This window comes from Cupriavidus sp. SZY C1 (genome assembly GCF_032190535.1).
Lineage (GTDB): Bacteria > Pseudomonadota > Gammaproteobacteria > Burkholderiales > Burkholderiaceae > Cupriavidus > Cupriavidus pauculus_C.
In genome coordinates, this window is sequence record NZ_JAUANU010000004.1 from 217,800 (window position 1) to 235,111 (window position 17,312).

The following is a 17,312-nucleotide window of genomic DNA, read 5'->3' on the forward strand; positions in this document are numbered from 1 at the left end:
TTCAGGCGTGGTTGGCGTTGCCCTGGTCGGCGCCGATCTGGCGCGCCAGGCGCGTCTTGACCTGCACCGGCGTCACCGACGGGCGGGGCAGGTCGTCCGGCGATCCGGGGCGCGTGCGCAGGCAGACGAAGGCGGGCCCCGACGTGGCCGTGGCCGCCTGGGCCAGCACCGTGTCCAGCAGGTCAAGGCTGTCGCCCTCGACGGCCGACGCATAGCCGCAGGCCGCCGCCACGCCGGCGAACGACACGTTGTGCGACACCGTCGCCTGGCCGCCCGTGGAATCGTGCGCATTGTTGTCCAGCAGCACGTGCGTCAGGTTGGCCGGACCGTAGGCGCCCAGCGTTGCGAACACGCCCATGCGCATCAGCGCCGCGCCGTCGCCGTCCACGGCCACCACGCGCAGGTCCGGCCGCGCCAGCGCCAGGCCAAGCGCGAACGGCGTCAGGCAGCCCATCGAACCCACCATGTAGAGCTGGTTCGGCCGGTCATCGAGCGCGTACAGCTCGCGGCCGCAGAAGCCCGTGGACGCCAGCACCACGGTCGAATCGACCGGCGTATGGGCGATGACCCGCTGCAGCGCCTGCTGGCGGCTCGGCAGCGTCGCCGCGCCGGTGCCGGCGTCTCGCGGCACCGCCTTCGGGCGGGCCACCGGCGGCGTCTGCGGCGTCAGCGGGTAGGGCGCCACGCTGCCTTTCTGCATGACCAGCGCGTACGGCCGGCCGGTGGCGTCCATGTGGGCGATGGCCCGGTCGAGCGCCGGGCCCACGGCCTCGGCGTCGGTCGGAAACAGTTCCCACGGGATCTGCATCGTGTCCAGCATCTGCGGCGTGACCGGCCCCATCAGCGCGTGCTGGGGCTCGTCGGCGGCGCCGCCGGGCTGGCCGCGCCACGTCACGATCAGCAGTTGCGGCAGCCGGAACGTGTAGGTCAGCGACGTCAGCGGGCTCACGGCGTTGCCGAGCCCCGAGTTCTGCATCATCGTGATGCCGCGCACGCCGTTGCGCGCGCCCTGCGTCACGCCGGCGATGAACGCCACGGCGTCGCCCTCGTTGGCGGCCGACACGTAGTGCAGCGACGGGTCCTGCACCACGTAGTTGATGAACGGCGTCAGGTACGAGCAGGGCACGCCCGCGTACCACTGGAAACCGCGCTCGCGCGCGGCTTCCACGAACTGGACCGCCTCGATCATTGCGCGGCCTCGCCGCCGCCCACCGCGAACGGCGTCTGGCCGTGCGCGAAGTCGCCGGCCCGGCGGAAGTCGTCCAGGTCATTCACACCGCGCCAGTGGCCGTGCACGTACTTGACCTCCACCTGCTCGCCGGCGGCGACCAGCGCGTTGAGCAGGTCGGGGATGTCGAGCTTGTCGAAGTCCGGCCGCTCGCGCAGCTCGGCCAGCAGCTTCTGCAGGCGCGCCCGGCCTTCGCCGCGCACGTTCATCAGGCCGATCCAGCGGCCGTGCGGCGCGTCGCCGGCGGGCACGTCGTCAGAGATCTTCTTGAGCACGATCTTCTGGCCGAACAGGTCGCGGTCGTCGGCGGCCGAGCACCACGCAAAGTCGCGCACGCTCTGGTTCGACGGCGCGGACTCGGACGAATCCACCACCACGCTGAACGGCGCGTCGGTTTCCAGCAGGTCGCGCAGGATGTAGCTGCGGAACAGCAGGTCGCCGTAGGCGATGACCGTGTCGTGCTGCAGCGCGTCGGCCGCGGCGGCCAGCGACGCCAGCTCGCCGGTCTCGGCATGGCGCTCGTTGCGCACCAGGTGGATGCCGGCCGCGTCGATGGCCTCGGCCTTGTAGCCGCCCACCACGGTGATGTCGTTGATGCCCTGGTTCTTGAAGCCGTCCACCAGCCAGCGCAGCAGCGGCTTGCCGGCCACCGGCAGCATGACCTTGGGCTTGTCCTCGGTCAGCGCCTCCAGGCCCTTGCCGCGGCCCGCGGCCAGCACCACGGCCGACCCCGGCGCCTGGCCGCCGGTCAGATAGATCTTCTCGGCCGCCGAGTACTCGTCGGCATCCTGCAGGCGGAAGATCTCGTTGACCGTGGCGATGCGGTCTTCCACGTTGACCAGCGTCTGGTTCTCGTAGATGTCCTTCGCCACGGCCTGCATGCCGGACGCCGCCACGCGGATCAGGTGGTTGGCCCAGATGATCAGGCTGATGCCGGCACGGCGGAACACGTCGGTTGGCGTGCTGTAGTACTTGGTCGGCACGATCACCAGCGGGCAGCGGTTGCCCCATTCGCGCGCGAACGTGACGATCTCGTCGGCCTTCGACAGCTTGCTGTGGATCAGGATCGCGTCGGCGCCGGCCTGGTGGTACGCCTCGGCGCGGCGCAGCGCCTCTTCCATGCCCCAGCCGGCGATCAGGGCCTCCACGCGGGCGACGATCGAGAAATCGTCGTCGGCCTGCGAATCCTTGCCGGCCTTGATCTTGCCGCAGAACTCGTCGATGTCGGCCAGCGGCTGCTGCTCGCCGCCGATGAAGCTGTTGGTCTTCGGGAAGATCTTGTCTTCGATGCAGACGCCGGCAATGCCGCGCTGCTCCAGCTTGCGCACCAGGCGGCGCACGTTGTTGAAGTTGCCGTAGCCGGTGTCGCCGTCCAGCAGGATCGGCAGGTCGCTGGCGTCGGCCATGAACTCAAGGTTGTCCACCACCTGGGTCCAGCTTGCCTCGTTGTTGTCGCGCACGCCGAATTGGGCAGAGATAGCCAGGCCCGAGGCCCAGATGCCCTTGAAGCCGGCCTCGCGCACGATCCGCGCGGACAGGCCGTTGTGGGCTTCCATGATGAATTCGAGTTCGTCGGACAGCAGCATCCGGCGCAGGCGCGCGGCGCGCGACAGCGGGGCGGAGGTGGCGGAGCCGAGCAGGTTCGGGTCGATGGCGTTCATTGTGCGATTCCTACAGGCAGAAGTTGGGGCAGGACTTCTTCGGCGGCGCGAGCCACGTCGCCGGGAAAATCGATTTCGATCCAGGGCGCGCCGGTCACGTCGGCGGTGTCGAACACGTGCGAGCGCTCCAGCAGCAGGTCACGGACGGCTTCCTCGTGCGGCATGTTGGCGCGGCCCGAGTCCACGTAGCCCTGGACGATGGCGGCCAGGCGGCGGGCGCAGTCTTCGCGGAAGCGGAAGAAACCCACCGATTCGCCGATGGTGTCGTATTCCAGGTCGGCCATGAGCTGCTTGCGCAGCTCCACGGGCACGCCGTCGCGCAGGCAGAGCTTGACGGGCTCGTCGCCGGCCTCGAAGTCGCGGTCGATCAGCAGCCGGTTGGCGGTCTCGCCGGCCACCAGCTTGGTCATGATGCGCTCGTCGTAGAGCACGTCGGCGTCCATCAGCAGCACGTCGCCGCCGCGCGTGATGGCGTCGGCCACGGTGTGCACGGTCAGCACGCTGCCCAGGTCGTAGCGCGGGTTGATGACGATTTCCAGATCGCGGCCCAGGCGGGCCAGTTCTTCCTTGACCTGGTCCGGCTCGAAGCCCAGCGCCAGCACCACCTCGGTCACGCCGGCGGCGTCCAGCAGGCGCAGGTGACGTTCCAGCAGCGTCAGGCCGTCAAAGCGCAACAGGCACTTGGGAAACTGCTTGCCCGGCTGTTGCTGGAGTCGCAGGCCCAGGCCCGCGGCAAGAATGATTGCTCGCATCAGGTTGTTCTCGTGATTTGTGGAAGAGCCGCTAGCCCCTGTCCGCCGACAGGGCCGTTGCGGCGCGACGGCGCTGGAACTTCCGTTCGCTGAAATGCAGGTACACCAGTCCGGGGATGCCAAGCACCAGCTCGCGTACGCGCTTGGCCAGCGACAGCGCCAGCGCGGCGTCCGGCGGCAGGCCCACCAGCGGGCCCAGCAGCAGGTAGCCGCCTTCCTGCGCGCCGAGCGAGCCCGGAATCGCAAACGCGGCGCCCCGGATGGCCTGGCCCACGCTTTCCAGCAGCAGCGCCTCGTGCCAGTTCACCGGATGCCCCAGGAAATGGAGGATCAGCCAGACCTCGCCCGTGCCGGCAATCCAGCCCAGCAGGTTAAGCGCGAAGCTGGCCGCGACCTTCTTGCGGTCGCGGTAGAGTTCCCGAATCGCACTGTCGACGGCATCGGCCCGCAGCGCCAGCCCGGCCCAGCGGCCCGGTTTGGCGCCCGGGGCGTCGGCATCGGCCTGGCGCTTGCCGAACAGCTTCTGGCCAATACGCATGACGCGGCCGAACATGCCGCGCCGCTGCAGCACGCAGAAGCCCAGCACGCAGGCGCCCAGGACGGCGGTGATGGCGATGACGGGGGTACGGTATTCGGACAGGTCGTCGTGGGCGCCGAACACGGCGATGCCGAGCAGCGCGAACAGCATCTGGGACAGCGCCTGGGTGGTGGTGCTGACCGTGATGGCCGCCGCCGCGTCACGCATGCGCGCGCCGCGGTGCGCCAGGTAGCGCACCATCAGCACCGGGCCGCCGATCTGGCCGGCCGGCAGCAGGCTGTTGACGGCCTCGCCGGTCCAGCGCGCCTTGAGCGCGCTGCAGAACGACCCGTGGCGGGTCTTGCGGTCCAGCAGCACGGCAATGGCCCCGGCGTCCAGCGCCAGCGGCAGCAGGTGGAACGCGGCCACCACGGCCAGGCCCCAGCCGGCGGACATCAGCGTGGTGGTCACCGCGCCAAAGCCCTGCCACGCCAGCAGGCCGACAAACAGCGCCGCGCCTACCGACAGAAGGATGAAAGCTGCACGATTCACGCGGGGCCTGCTGACTTCCTGCCCAGCAGGCGCCGGAACACCTGCCGGAAGCCGAAGTACGCCACGGCGTCCTTCATGTTGGAGATCAGGCGCAGCCACGGCCGCATGCCCGGATCGGTGACGTACTCGAACGTCAGCGAGACGCGGATCTCGTTGGGGCCGGCCGGCGTGATGCGGTGGCGCAGCTTGTCGCCATCGAACAGCACGATGCCGCCCGGCGGGATCTGGACCGAGCCCGGCTCGTCGGGCACGTCGGGGTTGCGCGTGTGGAGTTCGTAGTCCAGCCGGCAGGACGATTCGTCCAGCACGCCGATCAGCAGCGTGTAGCGCCGGCCTTCGTAATAGGACGTGTCGTAGTGCCAGCCGATATGGTCGCCCGGCCGCGTGTAGTAATAGAGCGCGTAGGCGTGGGGGTCGGACTCGGGGCAGACCTGGAGCTTGTCGCCGGTCACCTGTTCCAGCCAGCCGATCAGCGACTTCGAGCGGTACAGGTCGGCGATGAACGGCGCCTTCTCGTCGATCGTGTGCCGGCTGACGCTGCCGCCCTGCTTGTGGCCGGGCAGGTAGTTGCGGTTCAGGCCCGACTGCAGCGCGCGGGCCAGCGCCACCAGTTGCGCGGTCTCGTCGGGGCCCAGGAAGCTGTCCAGGTAGAGGAAGGCGCCCTGGCGCTCGAAATCCTGGCGCAGCGCCGGGGTATCGAGCCGCGCCACCACGCCGGCCACGGCGGCGTCCGGGCGTCGCGCGGCCGGGCGGGTGGCGGCGGGCTCGGCGTCGCGCGGTGCGGCGGGCGCGATGGCGATGTCGCCGGTAACTTGCTCTGGCATGTGGCTGCCTCAGTGATCAGGGGTAGTTGCGACGGGCTGCGGGCGCCGCATGACGCGCCAGTAATCGATGATGACCAGGACGGCAAACAGCGGGGCGCCGATGGAGGCCGCCGTCAGGAACGGGCCGATGCCGTCCGTCAGCGTCACCAGCGGCAGCAGGTACAGCACGTCCTCGGTCTCGAAGCCGCCGGCCGAAGCCTGCTTCGTGCCACTTTTTCCAACCCGCGATTCTATACGCATGCGCAGGAAGAAGATCAGCGCCACGGCCAGCCCGGCAATCGTGCCGCGCAGCACGGGGCCGAATGCCTCGGGCGCCGGGCCGGTGGCGGCCACGGCCATGCCAAAGCCGATGAACAGCAGGACGGTGATCAGCGCGTCGCTGGCCAGGTCGTAAAAGTGGCCGATCTTGCTCGATTTGCCGCTGATCCGCGCCAATTCGCCGTCGGTATGGTCGACGAAGTTGGACAGCACCACCAGCAGCGCGCCCCAGTTCGACCAGGCGTAGCCGCCCTGGGCAATGCAGGCGATGCCGGCCACGCCGATCAGCAGGCGCAGCGTGGTCAGGTGGTTCGGGGTGACACGGGTATTCTTGAGCGGCCGTACCAGGTGGCGGGCCAGGCGGGCATCCCAGGTGGACGGCAGGGGCGGTTCATCCGGGTATTTGGGGGATTTCGGGTTCATCCGTCAAAACAGGGCAGGGAGGGGCGGCGTGAGCACTTGGGCGCGCCAGGCGATGCGCAACACTACGCCTACGACGCCCGAATGACAAGTTCGCCAGAATACGCCCTTTCCCGCACCGCTGCAGCAGGCCAGGCCCCGGCGCGGTCACGTGGCGGGCCCCGGGGCGCGCAGCTTCGGATCGGTCCGATTGTGCTGCATTCGTCAGATCGGTTTAGATCGGCTACCGAAAAGATTGAATATCCGGCGCCACGCCGGCGCGCGAGCATAGGGCTTTTCGACTTGCCGGAGATGCCGCCATGGCCCGCCTTCGTCCGACCTGGTTCCGCACGCTGATTGCCACCGCCGCCCTGACCACCCTGACCACGCTGGCCGCCATGCCGCCCGCGCTGGCCGCCAGCCAGCCGGCGTCCGCGCCCCAGGCCAAGCTGCCGCCGGGCCCGGTGGCCGGGGCCAACATGCCGCTCAGCTATGTGAAGAACGTGGCCAAGGTGGCCTATATCTGGGGCTGGCCGATGGTGAACATCCACAACCGGCACCTGGTGTTCTCCAAGGTGCCGGAAAACGGCCTGGGCGACGGGGTGCTGCCCGTGGCGCCGCTGAACCGGCTGACCATGCTGACCGACTACATCAAGCCGGAAGAACGCGCGGTGGCCACGCCGAACCAGGACGTGGCGTACGGCTTCGGCATCCTGTCGCTGGCCAAGGAGCCGGCGGTGTTCCAGGTGCCGGACTTTGGCAACCGGTTCTGGGTCTACCAGCTAGGCGACCAGCGCACGGACACGCTGGGCGGCGTGGGGCGGATGTATGGCACCAAGCCGGGCTTCTATATGGTGGTGGGGCCGGACTGGAAGGGCAAGGTGCCGAAGGGCATCCGGGGCGTGTACCGGTCGCCGACCAATATCGCCTACATCATCCCGCGCGCGTTCCTGGACGACACCGCGCAGGACCGCGCCGCCATCCGTCCGCTAGTCAGCCAGATCGTGGCGTATCCGTTGTCCGAGTACGACGGCAAGGTAAAGACCAAGGACTGGACCAAGCTGCCGAATCTGTCCGACCCGGCCGGCGGCAAGCAGGGCAGCGGCGGCGAGACGCAGTGGGTCAAGCCCGAGGCGTTCTTCAAGGAACTGCCGATCATCCTGAAGGAAGTGCCGCCCCAGCGCGGCGAGGAAGCGTTGTACGCGTGGTTCCAGTCGCTGCTGGACGCGGCCGCCAAGGACCCGGCCGTTGCCGACGCGCTGACGCAGGCCGCCGTCGAGGCCGACAAGGAAATGATGCCGGAGATGCACCGCTACGCGAACGCGGGGGTGACGGTGGGCAATGGCTGGGTGGCGCCGATGAATGGCGCGGAGTTCGGCACCGACTACTACAGCCGCGCGGCGGCGGCCAAGGCCAATATCTTCGTCAATCCGCGACGCGAATCGGCGTACTTCGGCCAGGAATTCGATGCCGCCAAAGGCCGGCTGAACGGCGCCAATGCCTATACGATCACATTCCCGAAGGGCGGGCTGCCGCCCGTGAACGGCTTCTGGTCGCTGACGCTCTACGACGCCGCGCACTTCTTCGCGCCCAACGAGATCAACCGCTTCTCGCTGGGCACCAAGAACAAGGACCTCGTCTACAACCCGGACGGCTCGCTGACGCTTTACGTCCAGAACAAGAAGCCGGCCGCGGACAAGGTGGCCAACTGGCTGCCCGCCCCGACCGGCGACTTCGAACTGTTCATCCGCGCCTACTGGCCGAAGGCGGAAATCCTGCAGAACACGTGGTCGCCGCCGCCGGTGCAGAAGGTCAGCGCGAACTGATGGCGGGGGCCGTCGCCGGGCGCGACGGCCATCGCGGCATCAGGAACCGACCTTGAGCTGGCCGCCGCGGCCCAGGCCGCCCTTGACTTCCTGCGCCTTGTAGTTGCGCAGCGAGACGACCATGTTGTTGTAGGCGTCCATGAACGCGGCCACGGTGGCCTTGCCTTCCGGGGTCCGCGAGAAGCCGCCCAGGCCGCCCGCCGCACCGCCGCCGAACGCGCCCACGGCGGCGCCGAAGTTGGTCGCCGTGGCGTTGCCTTCCGAGATCGACAGTTGCACGCCCGAGCGGATGTCGAACATCGTCAGCGTCACGACCGACGCCTTGCTCTGCATCGCACCGCCCACCAGCGCACCGACGCTGCCGAACAGGCTGCCCACGCCGGCGGCCAGCTGGCCCGTGGAATCGTTGTCGATGATGATGGCCGGTTCCATGTAGTAGTCGGCGGCCACGCGCTGGCCCTTCTGCTGGCGCGAGCCGGCGCGGAATTCGCCCGAGTTGCGCTGCTTGTCGGTGATGTTCGACAGCTTGCTCTCGGTGCGGTTGTTGCCGACCGACGTGATCACGAAGCAGTTGGACTGCTGCACGGCCAGGCGGATCAGCGGCTCGATCGTCGTGATCTTGGTGGCGGCGCCAAAGCTGGCGTACCACTCCTTGCCGCGGCCGTCATCGACGGCCAGCGTGCCCAGCGGCTTGTCGCAGCGCTCCAGCGACGGGTTGGCGTTCACGCTGGCGGCACCGCCGGCCGCGCCGGTGGCGGCGGTGGGCGCCGTGCCGGTGCTGATGTGGCCACCGGCCGGGTTGGCACAGCCGGCCAGAACGAAAGACGTGGCCAGTACAGCCACGCTCAAAGCAGTCATCTTGGGCATGAAGTCGCGTCCTGTTGACGGAAAGGGAAGGGAAGGGAATTGGTCGGGCAGGGCAGCCAGCGAGCGGCCGGGAGCCGCCCATGAGCCGCCCGTCAACGGGCCGGGTCTAGCGCTGGTACCAGCCGGACGGGCCCCATACCCAGTAGTACGGGTAGGTGGTGTACCAGGCGAACCATTGCTTGCGATAGGCGTCGCGCACCTGGTAGGCGGCCTGTTCGTCGCGCTTGGCGGCCTGTGCCTGCGGAATCAGGTCGCGCGCTTCCTTGCTGCCCTTGGCGGCGGCACGGGTCAGCCACGCCTCGGCCTCGGCCGGGTCCGGACCCATTTCCTCGAAACCCATCAGGTACAGGCGGCCCAGCGCCAGCTGGACTTCGGCGTGGCCGTTGTCGCCGGCCTTGCGCAGCCATTCCAGCGCCTGGTAGCTGTTGCGCTCCACGCCGTCACCGCGCAGCAGGCGCAGGCCCAGGTCATAGGCGGCATTGGGATTGCGCGCGGCCACGTCGGCCAGCGCCTGCATGCGGCGCTCGGCCTCGGCGTCCACGGGCGCCGTCTGGAACGTCGCCACGCGCCGGTCCTGCTCGGCACAGGTGTTGCCCTGGCACAGGCGCACGGTCTGCGAGCGCGGCGCAAGCTGATCGGCAGCCGACTGCGATGCGCAGCCGGTCAGCGCGGCCATGGCCGCGAATGCCAAAGGAACCAGACGATTCATTCCCCACCCCGTCGAAAGTCGTTTTTTCTTGTCGTTCTGCAGCTTTTGCTGCTTCTGCTAAATCTGGGCTTTTGTAAGAAAAGCTTGCAGATTGTAACAGTATTGTATGGAGCGTTTGCAACACTTGATCGGCGATTTGGGAGCCGGGTGTTGCGTCTGCCGCACGTTTTTGGGGCGCCAGATGGCAAAAAAGCCACACCCCGCGAGGGATGCGGCAAGTCTCGTCTCACCCGCGAAGCAATGCGCCCGGCCGCGAGGTCAGCCGGGCATGTCAGGGGCGCCCGTCATTCGTTTTTTTCATGGGGCGCGAGGGTCAGGCCGAGCACGACCAGCGCGCTCTGAAGCTCATCGGCCAGCGCGCGGTCGGGCACGTCGCCAAGCCCGGCGAGCGTCGCGTCGATCCACGGGAGCCACCCATCGGGCGCGGCTACGGTATGGCCGGCCTGGGTTCTGGCCCGGAAGTGGCGCGCCACCCCGCTCAGCACGCGCCGGACGGGTTTGCGAACGGGCGGCGGCAGCGCTGGCAGCGCGCGCTGCAGGGTCAGCGCGCAGTAGCCGACCTGGAGTTCGGTAAAGCCGTCCGACGCCAGCCGGCCACCGCTAGCGCCCAGGCGCGGCATCAACTGGCCGAGCCGGTCGAACATCCGCGCGCCCACGTGGCCGTGTCGGTCGGCGGCGCGCCATGTGGCGGCGCGCGCCAGGTCGTCCCAGCTTGCGCTAATCAGCCGCTGCGCGGCCACGTGGGCGCCGAATGGCCGCGCCAGCATCGCCCAGACCGGCGCGAACAGCATCGCCGCCGCGTTGGCCAGGCTGGTGTTGAACAGGCCGATGAAATTGGCGTCGTAGACCGCCTGCACGTTGGCGAATGACGCCGTGTTGACCGACAGTAGCATCGCCATCAAGTGGAAGCCGGGCCGCGTGATCAGCACGCCGATGCCCAGGTAGGGCACGGCCAGCAGGCCGGCCAGCGCCTCGAAGGTCTGCGCGTGTGGCACCACCAGAAACAGGTAGCCCGACGAGATCAGCAGGCAGACCGCCGACCATCGCGCGAACGATCGGGCGACCGGCCGGGGCGCGTCGATGGTCGCAAAGAAGCAGCAAGCGATGGCGGCCACCGCCACCGGCCCGCCGCCGTCTTCCCAGCCCGAGAACATCCAGAGCAGCCCCGCGCAGAACACGGCCAGCCCGGCCGAGGCGGCGCCGAATGCGAGCATCACGTGGTCATGGCCCGCGCTGGCCGGTTCGTCCGGTTCCGGGACCGGCGCTGACAGCCGGGCGTTGTCGATGCCGTCGTGCCACGCCGCGCAGGCGCGCATCAGCATGTCGCGCCGGGCGTCGAGGTGCCGGGCCGCGCGTTCGAGTTCGGCACGGGGCAGCGGCGGCGCGTCACACCGCAGCGCGCGCCGCACGACTTCCAGGCCCGACAGCACCGGCATCAGCCGCGACATGCTGGCTCGCAGCGCCCGCGCGTGAGCCACCGCGTGGCGGCTTTCCGTATCGAACGACAGATGGACGATCAACTGGTCGAGCGCCAGCATGTCGGCGGCCAGCCGGTGGCGGCTGGCCAGCGCGTGGGGATGGCCGGCGGCGATATCGGCGGCCCACGTGGCGGCATCGGCCAGCCAGACGCCAGCCCGCTCGCGCAGCGCCGGGGCCACCTTGGCCGGCAACACGATGGCGCCGACCAGGCTGGCGCAGACGATGCCGATCACGATTTCCTCGATGCGGGCCACGGCGATGTCGAAGATGTCGGCCGGCTGCATCACGGCCGGCAGCGCGACAATCGGCAGCGTATAGGCGGCCAGCAGGAATACGTAGCTGCGCGGCGACCGCTGCAGCAGCGACAGGTAGACCAGCGCCGTTATCCACAGCGCGACGGCGCCGGTCAACAAGATGGGCATGTTCACAAGCTGCGGCACCGTGGCCACGGCCGCCGCCGCGCCCAGCACCGTGCCGGCCACGCGATAGGCGGCCTTGGAGCGCGTGGCGCCCGTGAGCGGGTGGGACACGAAGTAGACCGCCGCCATCGCCCAGTACGGACGCGGCAGGCCAAACCAGAGGGCGATATAGAGCGCCAGCATCGCGGCGGCAAAAGCCTTCAGCGAGAACAGCCACTGTTGGGCATGCGGCCAGCTAGCCATGTTCTTGGGCGCCGGCGGAACCGGCGGGGTGGGGGCGTTGGACGAGCAGTGTAGTCGCCTGTCGTCGATTCCGATCATGATTTAAAATGCCGCGTCTCAGTCGGAATATTCATGGAAAAACCATGCCCATCGACATCCGCGCGTTGCGCTACTTCGTCGAGACCGCGCGCCTGAAGAGCTTTACCCAGGCGGCGGCGTCGCTCTACGTCACACAGTCGACCATCAGCAAGATGGTCAAGCAGCTGGAGGACGAGGTGGGCCAGCCGCTGCTGATCCGCGAAGGCAAGTCGGTGCGGCTGACCGATGTGGGCCGGGTCGTGTACGACCGGGGGCAGGAGGCGCTCGGCGTGGTCCACCGGCTGACGCTGGAGGTGCAGGATTTGTCGTCGCTCGGGCGCGGCCAGTTGACCGTGGGGATTCCGCCGATGGTCAACCTGTTCTTCTCGCCGGCGGTCAGCGCGTTCCGCAAGCGCTATCCGAACATCCAGCTGACGCTGTCGGAGCATGGCGGGCAGGTGGTGGAGCAGCACGTGGCGAACGGCGAGCTGGAAGTGGGCGCCACGGTGCTGCCCGGCGACAGCGGGCTGGCGCTGGAGGCGCGCCAGTTCGCCAAGTATCCGATCTGGGCAGTCGGCCCGCATCGTGCCGCATGGGCCAGCGGGCGCACGGTCACGCTGGAGGCGCTGCGCGACGAGCCGCTGGTGCTGCTGACCGACGAGTTCTCGCTGACGCGCAAGCTGCGGCAGGCATTCCTGGACGCCCGCATTGAGCCGCGCGTGGTGGCGCAGAGCGGGCACTGGGACTTCCTGGCATCGATGGCCGCCGCCGGACTGGGCACCACGTTCCTGCCCGAGCCGCTGCTGTCACGGCTGGAAGCGCGCGACAAGCTCGCCGTGGCCCGCCTGGCCGAGCCGACGATGGACTGGGTACTGGCCCACATCTGGCCACCCGGCCGCTACCTGTCGCACGCCGCCCGCGCGTGGCTGGAGGTGTGCGAGGAGGTGATGGGGTAGGGGGGCTGCCGGGGGTTTTTGGCGATGGCGGTTCGGGTCCCCAGGGTTTGCTCCCCTCTCCCGCAGCGCGGGAGAGGGGCCGGGGGTGAGGGCGTTGAGGCGCTGCTTGCCGACATGTGCCAATTTGAACCGCCGGCCCTCACCCCCAACCCCTCTCCCGCAGGCGGGAGAGGGGAGCTAGAGCCGTCGGGATATCAAAACGGCAAGCGACAACGGGGAAGCCAACACCCCCTCACCGCGCCCGCAGCGCATCCACGATATTCAGCCGCGACGCCCGCAGCGCGGGCAGGAAGCCGCCGATCAGGCCCATGGCCATCGAGAACAGCAAGGTCTTGATGATGATGGCCGGCGTCAGCACGAAGCGGAACGACAGGTCGGCGAAGGTCTGGAAATTGGTGGTGGAGAACGACGCGAACTGCATCAGCGACGCGCAGAGCAAGCCGGCGATGCCGCCTACCAGCCCCAGCAGCACCGCCTCGATCAGGAAGGCCATCAGCACGTTGGCGCGCTGGAAGCCCAGCGCGCGCAGCGTGCCGATCTCGCCGACGCGGTTGGCCACGGACGCGTACATGGTGATCATCGCGCCGATCATGGCGGCCACCGAGAAGATCGTCGTCAGCGTCAGGCCCAGGATGTTGATGAACGCCGACAGCGCACGGGACTGGTCGCTGTAGAACTGCTGCTCGCGCTTGGCTTCGTTGGCCAGCCGGGGGTCGACGTCGATGTCGGCGCGGAAGCGGTCGAAGGCGTCGGTGTTGGCCAGCCGCAGCACCATCGACGAATAGCCGGTGCGGCGGAACGACTGCATCAACTGGTCCACGTCGCCCCAGATCTCGGAGTCGAAACCGCTGCCGCCCGCGTCGAAATGGCCGACCACGGTCCAGTCGCGCTGGGCAAAGCGCAGGCGGTCGCCGATGCGCACGTTGCCGTAGCCCTTGGCGATGCTGCTGCCGACGATGATCTCGGACGAGCCGGGCTTGAACACGCGGCCCTCGGTCAGCCGCACCTGGGGGCGCAGCGGCACGCCCAGCGGCGACACGCCGCGGATCACCACGTTCGACGGCGTGGCCTGGCCGGTCTTGGTCAGCGATATCAGCACCACGGCCTCGCGCGAGGCCATCGGGCGGCCTTCGGGCGTCAGTGCGATCGACGGGTACATCTCCAGCGCGGCCGCCTGGTCGCGCGAGATGGCGCTCTGGATCTCGGTCTCGGCGCCCTTGCGGATGACCACGACGTTGTCGCGCTCGCCGGTGGTCACCAGCGTCTGCTTGAGGCCCGCGTCGAGCATCAGCATCGTCGCAAAGACGAACACGACCAGCGCCAGCCCGCCGGCCGTCAGCGCCGTGGTCAGGCGCCGGGCCCAGACGTTGCGGGCGATGTAGTGGAGCGGAATGACCATGGCGTTCCGTCAGCCGATGGCCCGCAGGCCCTCGACGATGCGCACGCGCGCCGCCTGCACGGCCGGCACGATGGCGGCGGCCACGCCCACCACCAGCGCGCAGCCGGCCTGCATCGCCATGGTCTCGTGCGAGACCGTGAAGACCGGGAATACCCCGCCCACGGCCTGCTTGAAGAAGCGCGCCGCCGGGGGTGTCAGCAGCATGCCCAGCGCACCGCCAAACGCGCTGATGATCATCGATTCGCCAAACACCAGCAACGACAGGAAGCCGGGGCCGAAGCCCAGTGCCTTGAGCGTGGCGTACTCGGTGATCCGCTCGCGGGCGCTCATCGCCATGGCGTTGGCCATCACGGCCATCACGATGACGATCACCACGTACGACACCACGCGGATCGCCGCGATGATCTGGTTCGACATCGCCACGAAGCCAAGCTGGAACGCCTGCTCGGTCTCGGTCAGCGTCTCGGCCAGCGAGTTCTTGAAGACGTTGTCCACGGCGCGCGAGATGGCGGCGGCGTTGTCCGGGTTGTCCACGCCCAGCACGAACACGCCCACCTGGTCGGCCTGGCGGGGGTTCTTCTTGCGAACGGTCTCGTTCAGGTAGTCCCAGTGGAACACCATCTGGCGCGTGATGGTGCTCTCGTCGCGGCCTTCCATGATGCCGCGCACCACGAAGTCCCACGTGCCGGCGTAGATCGTCCCCTTGATCGGGATGACGTCGCCCACCTTGAAGCCGTACTGGTCAGCCAGCTGGCGGCCCACCAGCGCGCCGCGGCGGTCGCGCTGGTAGTCGGCGCGCTGCTCGGGCGGGACGATGAATTCCGGGTACAGGTCGAGATAGTTGTCGGACACGGCGAACTGGGCGAAGAAGTTCTTCGGGTCGCGGTAGACGCCGCCGAACCAGTTGGAGCGGGCCACCTGGGTGACGCCGTCGACGCCCTTGATCCGGTACTCGTAGTTCAGCGGCAGCGCAAAGGTCAGCGAGATCGCGTTGCGGGTCACCAGCCGCGCGTTCGACGCCGCCGAGGCGCCGGCGTACCAGGCATCGACCACGGTCTGCAGCAGCCCGTAGGCCAGCACGGCAATCACCAGGCCCAGCACGGTCAGCGCCGTGCGCAGCTTGTGGCGCATGGCGTTGCGGGCGATCAGCTTGGGCAGGTACATGGCGGGGACGTCAGCGGCGCGGCTCGGTCTGGATCAGTTCACCTTTCTCAAGGTGGACCAGCGACTTGGCGGCCTCGGCCGCGTGGGCGTCGTGCGTGACCATGATGATGGTCTTGCCGACGTCGGCGTTGAGCCGTTGCAGCATCGCCAGGATCTCGGTGGCCGACGTGCGGTCCAGGTCGCCGGTGGGTTCGTCGGCCACGATCAGCGTGGGGTCGGTGATCAGCGCGCGGGCAATGGCCACGCGCTGCTGCTGGCCGCCGGACAGCTCGGTGGGATAGTGGTCCATCCGGTCGGCCAGGCCGACCATGCCGAGCACCATTTCCACACGCTCGCGGCGCTCGGCGCGGGTCAGGCGCGTGAGCATCAGCGGCAGTTCCACGTTCTCGTAGGCCGTCAGCACCGGCATCAGGTTGTAGAACTGGAAGATGAAACCGACGTGGGCCGCGCGCCAGTCGGCCAGCGACGACTCGGGCAGGGTCGAGATATCCACCCCGTCCACCAGCAGTTCGCCGCTGTCGGGCCGGTCGATGCCGGCAATCAGGTTCAGCAGCGTGCTCTTGCCGGAGCCCGATGGGCCCATCAGCGCGATGAAGTCGCCGGCGGCGATGTCGAGCGAGATATCGGACAGCACGGGCACGGTCTGCGCGCCGCGCTGGTACGACTTGGCCAGGTGGCGGATCGAGACAAGCGGGGTAGGGGCCGCTCCGGCGGCGTGGGCTTCGGCCATGGCTTACTTCTTGGCGACGGTGACGCGGGCGCCGTCGGCCAGCTTGTCGCCGGGGGCCAGCACCACGGTGTCGCCGGGCTTGACGCCCTGCACGGCCACCAGTTCGCCGACCTTGGCGCCGCGCGTGACCGGCACCTGGCGGGCCTTGCCGTCGGCCACCACGAACACCACCGGCTTGCCGTCGCGCTCGACCACGGCCGACGGCTGCACGGCGGTCAGCGGCTTGTTGTCCTCGGGCGGCACGGGCTTGGACAAGAACGCGATCTTGGCGCTCATGTCGGGCAGCACGCGCGCGTCGCGGTCGACAAAACGCACCTTGACCAGCACGGTGGCCTTGGAGCGGTCCACGGTTGGCACGATGCGCGACACGCGCCCGGCCATGCGCAGGTTCGGCAGCGCGTCCAGCAGGATCTCGCAGGGCTGCTCGACGGTGATCTTTGCGATGTTGGACTCGGCAACGTCGGCCTCCACCTCCAGCGTGTCCATGTCGGCAATCGTCACGATGGCGCCCTTGGTGTCGGCGGCGGCCGAGAACGGCGTGATGTTGTCGCCGACGTTGGCGTGCTTGATCAGCACCACGCCGTCGAACGGGGCGCGGATCACGGTCTGCTCGACCGAGACCTCGGCCGCCCGGGCGTTGGCCTTGGCCGACGTGATCGACGCCTGCGAGTTGTTGATCGACGCCCGCGCCTTGTTGTAGCGGGCCAGGTCGGCGTCGTACTGCTGCCGGGAGATGGCCTTGGGCTCCAGCAGCATCTCCGACCGCTTCAGGTTGACCTCGGCATCGCGCAGTTCGGCCTGCTGGAGCTGCAGGTTGGCCTCGGCCACCTGCACCTGGGCGCGCGCCTGGGCCGCCGATGCCTCCACGTCGCGGCTTTCCACGCGGGCGATGATTTCGTCCTTCTTGACGCGCGAGCCTTCCAGCACGCCCAGCCATTCCAGCCGGCCCTGCGCCTTCGATGCCACGGCCGCCTTGCGTTGGGGCACCACGTAGCCGGTGGCGTTCAGCAGCGTGTAGTTCTGGGACGGATAGGCTGCGGAAACGGTGGTGGTTTCCACCGGCTGCGGGCCGGCCAGCCGGGCGCCGATGCCGATGGCCGCCAGCAGGATGACCGCGATGACCGCGTAGCGCACCCAGCGGCGGCGCCGGCGGGGCGCGGGCGCCATGGCGCTGCGGTCGATTTTCAGCTTGCTCAGGTCTTGATCGGCCAATTTGGGAACCGTTCGGTGGCGGTATGCACGAAAAGGCTCCCAGTATAGCGACTGGCCGCG

Annotated in this window: 15 protein-coding genes; 2 read left to right on the plus strand and 13 right to left on the minus strand. The window is 68.8% G+C overall.

What is annotated here, in order from left to right; genetic code table 11:
- Nucleotide 1: 1 nt before the first annotated feature.
- Genes aepY through QTN24_RS09275 form a run of 6 tightly spaced genes read right to left on the minus strand, consistent with a single transcriptional unit; the run spans nucleotide 2 to nucleotide 6,215 of the window.
- On the minus strand, nucleotides 2–1,189 hold the full coding sequence (gene aepY / locus QTN24_RS09250; RefSeq protein ID WP_313836614.1) for a phosphonopyruvate decarboxylase: 1,188 nt from the start codon (nucleotides 1,187–1,189) through the stop codon (nucleotides 2–4).
- Nucleotides 1,186–2,889, minus strand: coding sequence for a phosphoenolpyruvate mutase (gene aepX, locus QTN24_RS09255; protein WP_313836615.1), 1,704 nt, complete (start codon nucleotides 2,887–2,889; stop codon nucleotides 1,186–1,188). Before aepX ends, aepY begins: the two co-directional genes overlap by 4 nt.
- Nucleotides 2,886–3,641, minus strand: a complete 756-nt coding sequence (locus tag QTN24_RS09260) for a phosphocholine cytidylyltransferase family protein (protein WP_313836616.1) — start codon at nucleotides 3,639–3,641, stop codon at nucleotides 2,886–2,888. Before QTN24_RS09260 ends, aepX begins: the two co-directional genes overlap by 4 nt.
- A 31-nt stretch (nucleotides 3,642–3,672) precedes the next feature.
- Complete coding sequence (locus tag QTN24_RS09265; RefSeq protein ID WP_124684294.1) at nucleotides 3,673–4,710, minus strand: lysylphosphatidylglycerol synthase domain-containing protein; 1,038 nt, start codon at nucleotides 4,708–4,710, stop codon at nucleotides 3,673–3,675.
- Entirely contained in the window at nucleotides 4,707–5,534 is an 828-nt protein-coding gene (locus tag QTN24_RS09270; RefSeq protein ID WP_313836618.1) for a 2OG-Fe(II) oxygenase, read from the minus strand. The genes QTN24_RS09265 and QTN24_RS09270 overlap by 4 nt, the downstream gene beginning before the upstream one ends.
- Before the next feature lie 9 nt (nucleotides 5,535–5,543).
- The gene (locus tag QTN24_RS09275) at nucleotides 5,544–6,215 is read right to left on the minus strand and encodes a CDP-alcohol phosphatidyltransferase family protein (RefSeq protein WP_124684292.1); all 672 of its coding nucleotides are present in this window, start codon (nucleotides 6,213–6,215) and stop codon (nucleotides 5,544–5,546) included.
- A gap of 296 nt (nucleotides 6,216–6,511) precedes the next feature.
- Here QTN24_RS09275 and QTN24_RS09280 point away from each other — a divergent pair, with 296 nt between their 5' ends.
- Nucleotides 6,512–8,017 (plus strand): DUF1254 domain-containing protein, encoded by a 1,506-nt coding sequence (locus QTN24_RS09280; protein ID WP_124684291.1) that lies wholly within the window; start codon nucleotides 6,512–6,514, stop codon nucleotides 8,015–8,017.
- A gap of 39 nt (nucleotides 8,018–8,056) precedes the next feature.
- Here the strand turns inward: QTN24_RS09280 and QTN24_RS09285 are convergent, their stop codons facing one another.
- The 3 genes from QTN24_RS09285 to QTN24_RS09295 form a co-directional block, all read right to left on the minus strand.
- Entirely contained in the window at nucleotides 8,057–8,884 is an 828-nt protein-coding gene (locus tag QTN24_RS09285; RefSeq protein WP_124684290.1) for a hypothetical protein, read from the minus strand.
- A gap of 106 nt (nucleotides 8,885–8,990) precedes the next feature.
- Nucleotides 8,991–9,593 carry a sel1 repeat family protein gene (locus QTN24_RS09290; RefSeq protein ID WP_313836624.1) on the minus strand — a complete coding sequence of 201 codons (603 nt, stop codon included), beginning with the start codon at nucleotides 9,591–9,593 and terminating at the stop codon, nucleotides 8,991–8,993.
- A gap of 284 nt (nucleotides 9,594–9,877) precedes the next feature.
- A complete protein-coding gene (locus tag QTN24_RS09295; protein ID WP_313836625.1) occupies nucleotides 9,878–11,734 on the minus strand; it encodes an FUSC family protein in 1,857 nt (618 codons plus the stop codon).
- A 122-nt stretch (nucleotides 11,735–11,856) separates the two neighbouring features.
- Here QTN24_RS09295 and QTN24_RS09300 point away from each other — a divergent pair, with 122 nt between their 5' ends.
- Nucleotides 11,857–12,747, plus strand: coding sequence for a LysR substrate-binding domain-containing protein (locus tag QTN24_RS09300; protein ID WP_313836627.1), 891 nt, complete (start codon nucleotides 11,857–11,859; stop codon nucleotides 12,745–12,747).
- Nucleotides 12,748–12,979: 232 nt separating this feature from the next.
- Here the strand turns inward: QTN24_RS09300 and QTN24_RS09305 are convergent, their stop codons facing one another.
- The 4 genes from QTN24_RS09305 to QTN24_RS09320 are packed head-to-tail and all read right to left on the minus strand — an operon-like array spanning nucleotide 12,980 to nucleotide 17,252.
- The gene (locus QTN24_RS09305; protein ID WP_124684286.1) at nucleotides 12,980–14,146 is read right to left on the minus strand and encodes an ABC transporter permease; all 1,167 of its coding nucleotides are present in this window, start codon (nucleotides 14,144–14,146) and stop codon (nucleotides 12,980–12,982) included.
- A 9-nt stretch (nucleotides 14,147–14,155) separates the two neighbouring features.
- On the minus strand, nucleotides 14,156–15,310 hold the full coding sequence (locus QTN24_RS09310) for an ABC transporter permease (protein WP_124684285.1): 1,155 nt from the start codon (nucleotides 15,308–15,310) through the stop codon (nucleotides 14,156–14,158).
- 10 nt (nucleotides 15,311–15,320) lie between these two features.
- Nucleotides 15,321–16,040 carry an ABC transporter ATP-binding protein gene (locus QTN24_RS09315; RefSeq protein WP_124684284.1) on the minus strand — a complete coding sequence of 240 codons (720 nt, stop codon included), beginning with the start codon at nucleotides 16,038–16,040 and terminating at the stop codon, nucleotides 15,321–15,323.
- A 3-nt stretch (nucleotides 16,041–16,043) separates the two neighbouring features.
- Entirely contained in the window at nucleotides 16,044–17,252 is a 1,209-nt protein-coding gene (locus tag QTN24_RS09320; RefSeq protein ID WP_313836632.1) for an efflux RND transporter periplasmic adaptor subunit, read from the minus strand.
- Between the last annotated feature and the right edge of the window lie 60 nt (nucleotides 17,253–17,312).

Bases quoted from the DNA above. Each gene is read 5' to 3' on its own strand.
- QTN24_RS09310 (WP_124684285.1), bottom strand. From the start codon at position 15,310: ATGTACCTGCCCAAGCTGATCGCCCGCAACGCCATGCGCCACAAGCTG.
- QTN24_RS09295 (WP_313836625.1), bottom strand. From the start codon at position 11,734: ATGGCTAGCTGGCCGCATGCCCAACAGTGGCTGTTCTCGCTGAAGGCT.
- QTN24_RS09315 (WP_124684284.1), bottom strand. From the start codon at position 16,040: ATGGCCGAAGCCCACGCCGCCGGAGCGGCCCCTACCCCGCTTGTCTCG.
- QTN24_RS09305 (WP_124684286.1), bottom strand. From the start codon at position 14,146: ATGGTCATTCCGCTCCACTACATCGCCCGCAACGTCTGGGCCCGGCGC.
- QTN24_RS09300 (WP_313836627.1), top strand. From the start codon at position 11,857: ATGCCCATCGACATCCGCGCGTTGCGCTACTTCGTCGAGACCGCGCGC.
- QTN24_RS09285 (WP_124684290.1), bottom strand. From the start codon at position 8,884: ATGCCCAAGATGACTGCTTTGAGCGTGGCTGTACTGGCCACGTCTTTC.
- QTN24_RS09260 (WP_313836616.1), bottom strand. From the start codon at position 3,641: ATGCGAGCAATCATTCTTGCCGCGGGCCTGGGCCTGCGACTCCAGCAA.
- QTN24_RS09275 (WP_124684292.1), bottom strand. From the start codon at position 6,215: ATGAACCCGAAATCCCCCAAATACCCGGATGAACCGCCCCTGCCGTCC.
- aepY (WP_313836614.1), bottom strand. From the start codon at position 1,189: ATGATCGAGGCGGTCCAGTTCGTGGAAGCCGCGCGCGAGCGCGGTTTC.
- QTN24_RS09280 (WP_124684291.1), top strand. From the start codon at position 6,512: ATGGCCCGCCTTCGTCCGACCTGGTTCCGCACGCTGATTGCCACCGCC.
- QTN24_RS09290 (WP_313836624.1), bottom strand. From the start codon at position 9,593: ATGAATCGTCTGGTTCCTTTGGCATTCGCGGCCATGGCCGCGCTGACC.
- aepX (WP_313836615.1), bottom strand. From the start codon at position 2,889: ATGAACGCCATCGACCCGAACCTGCTCGGCTCCGCCACCTCCGCCCCG.
- QTN24_RS09270 (WP_313836618.1), bottom strand. From the start codon at position 5,534: ATGCCAGAGCAAGTTACCGGCGACATCGCCATCGCGCCCGCCGCACCG.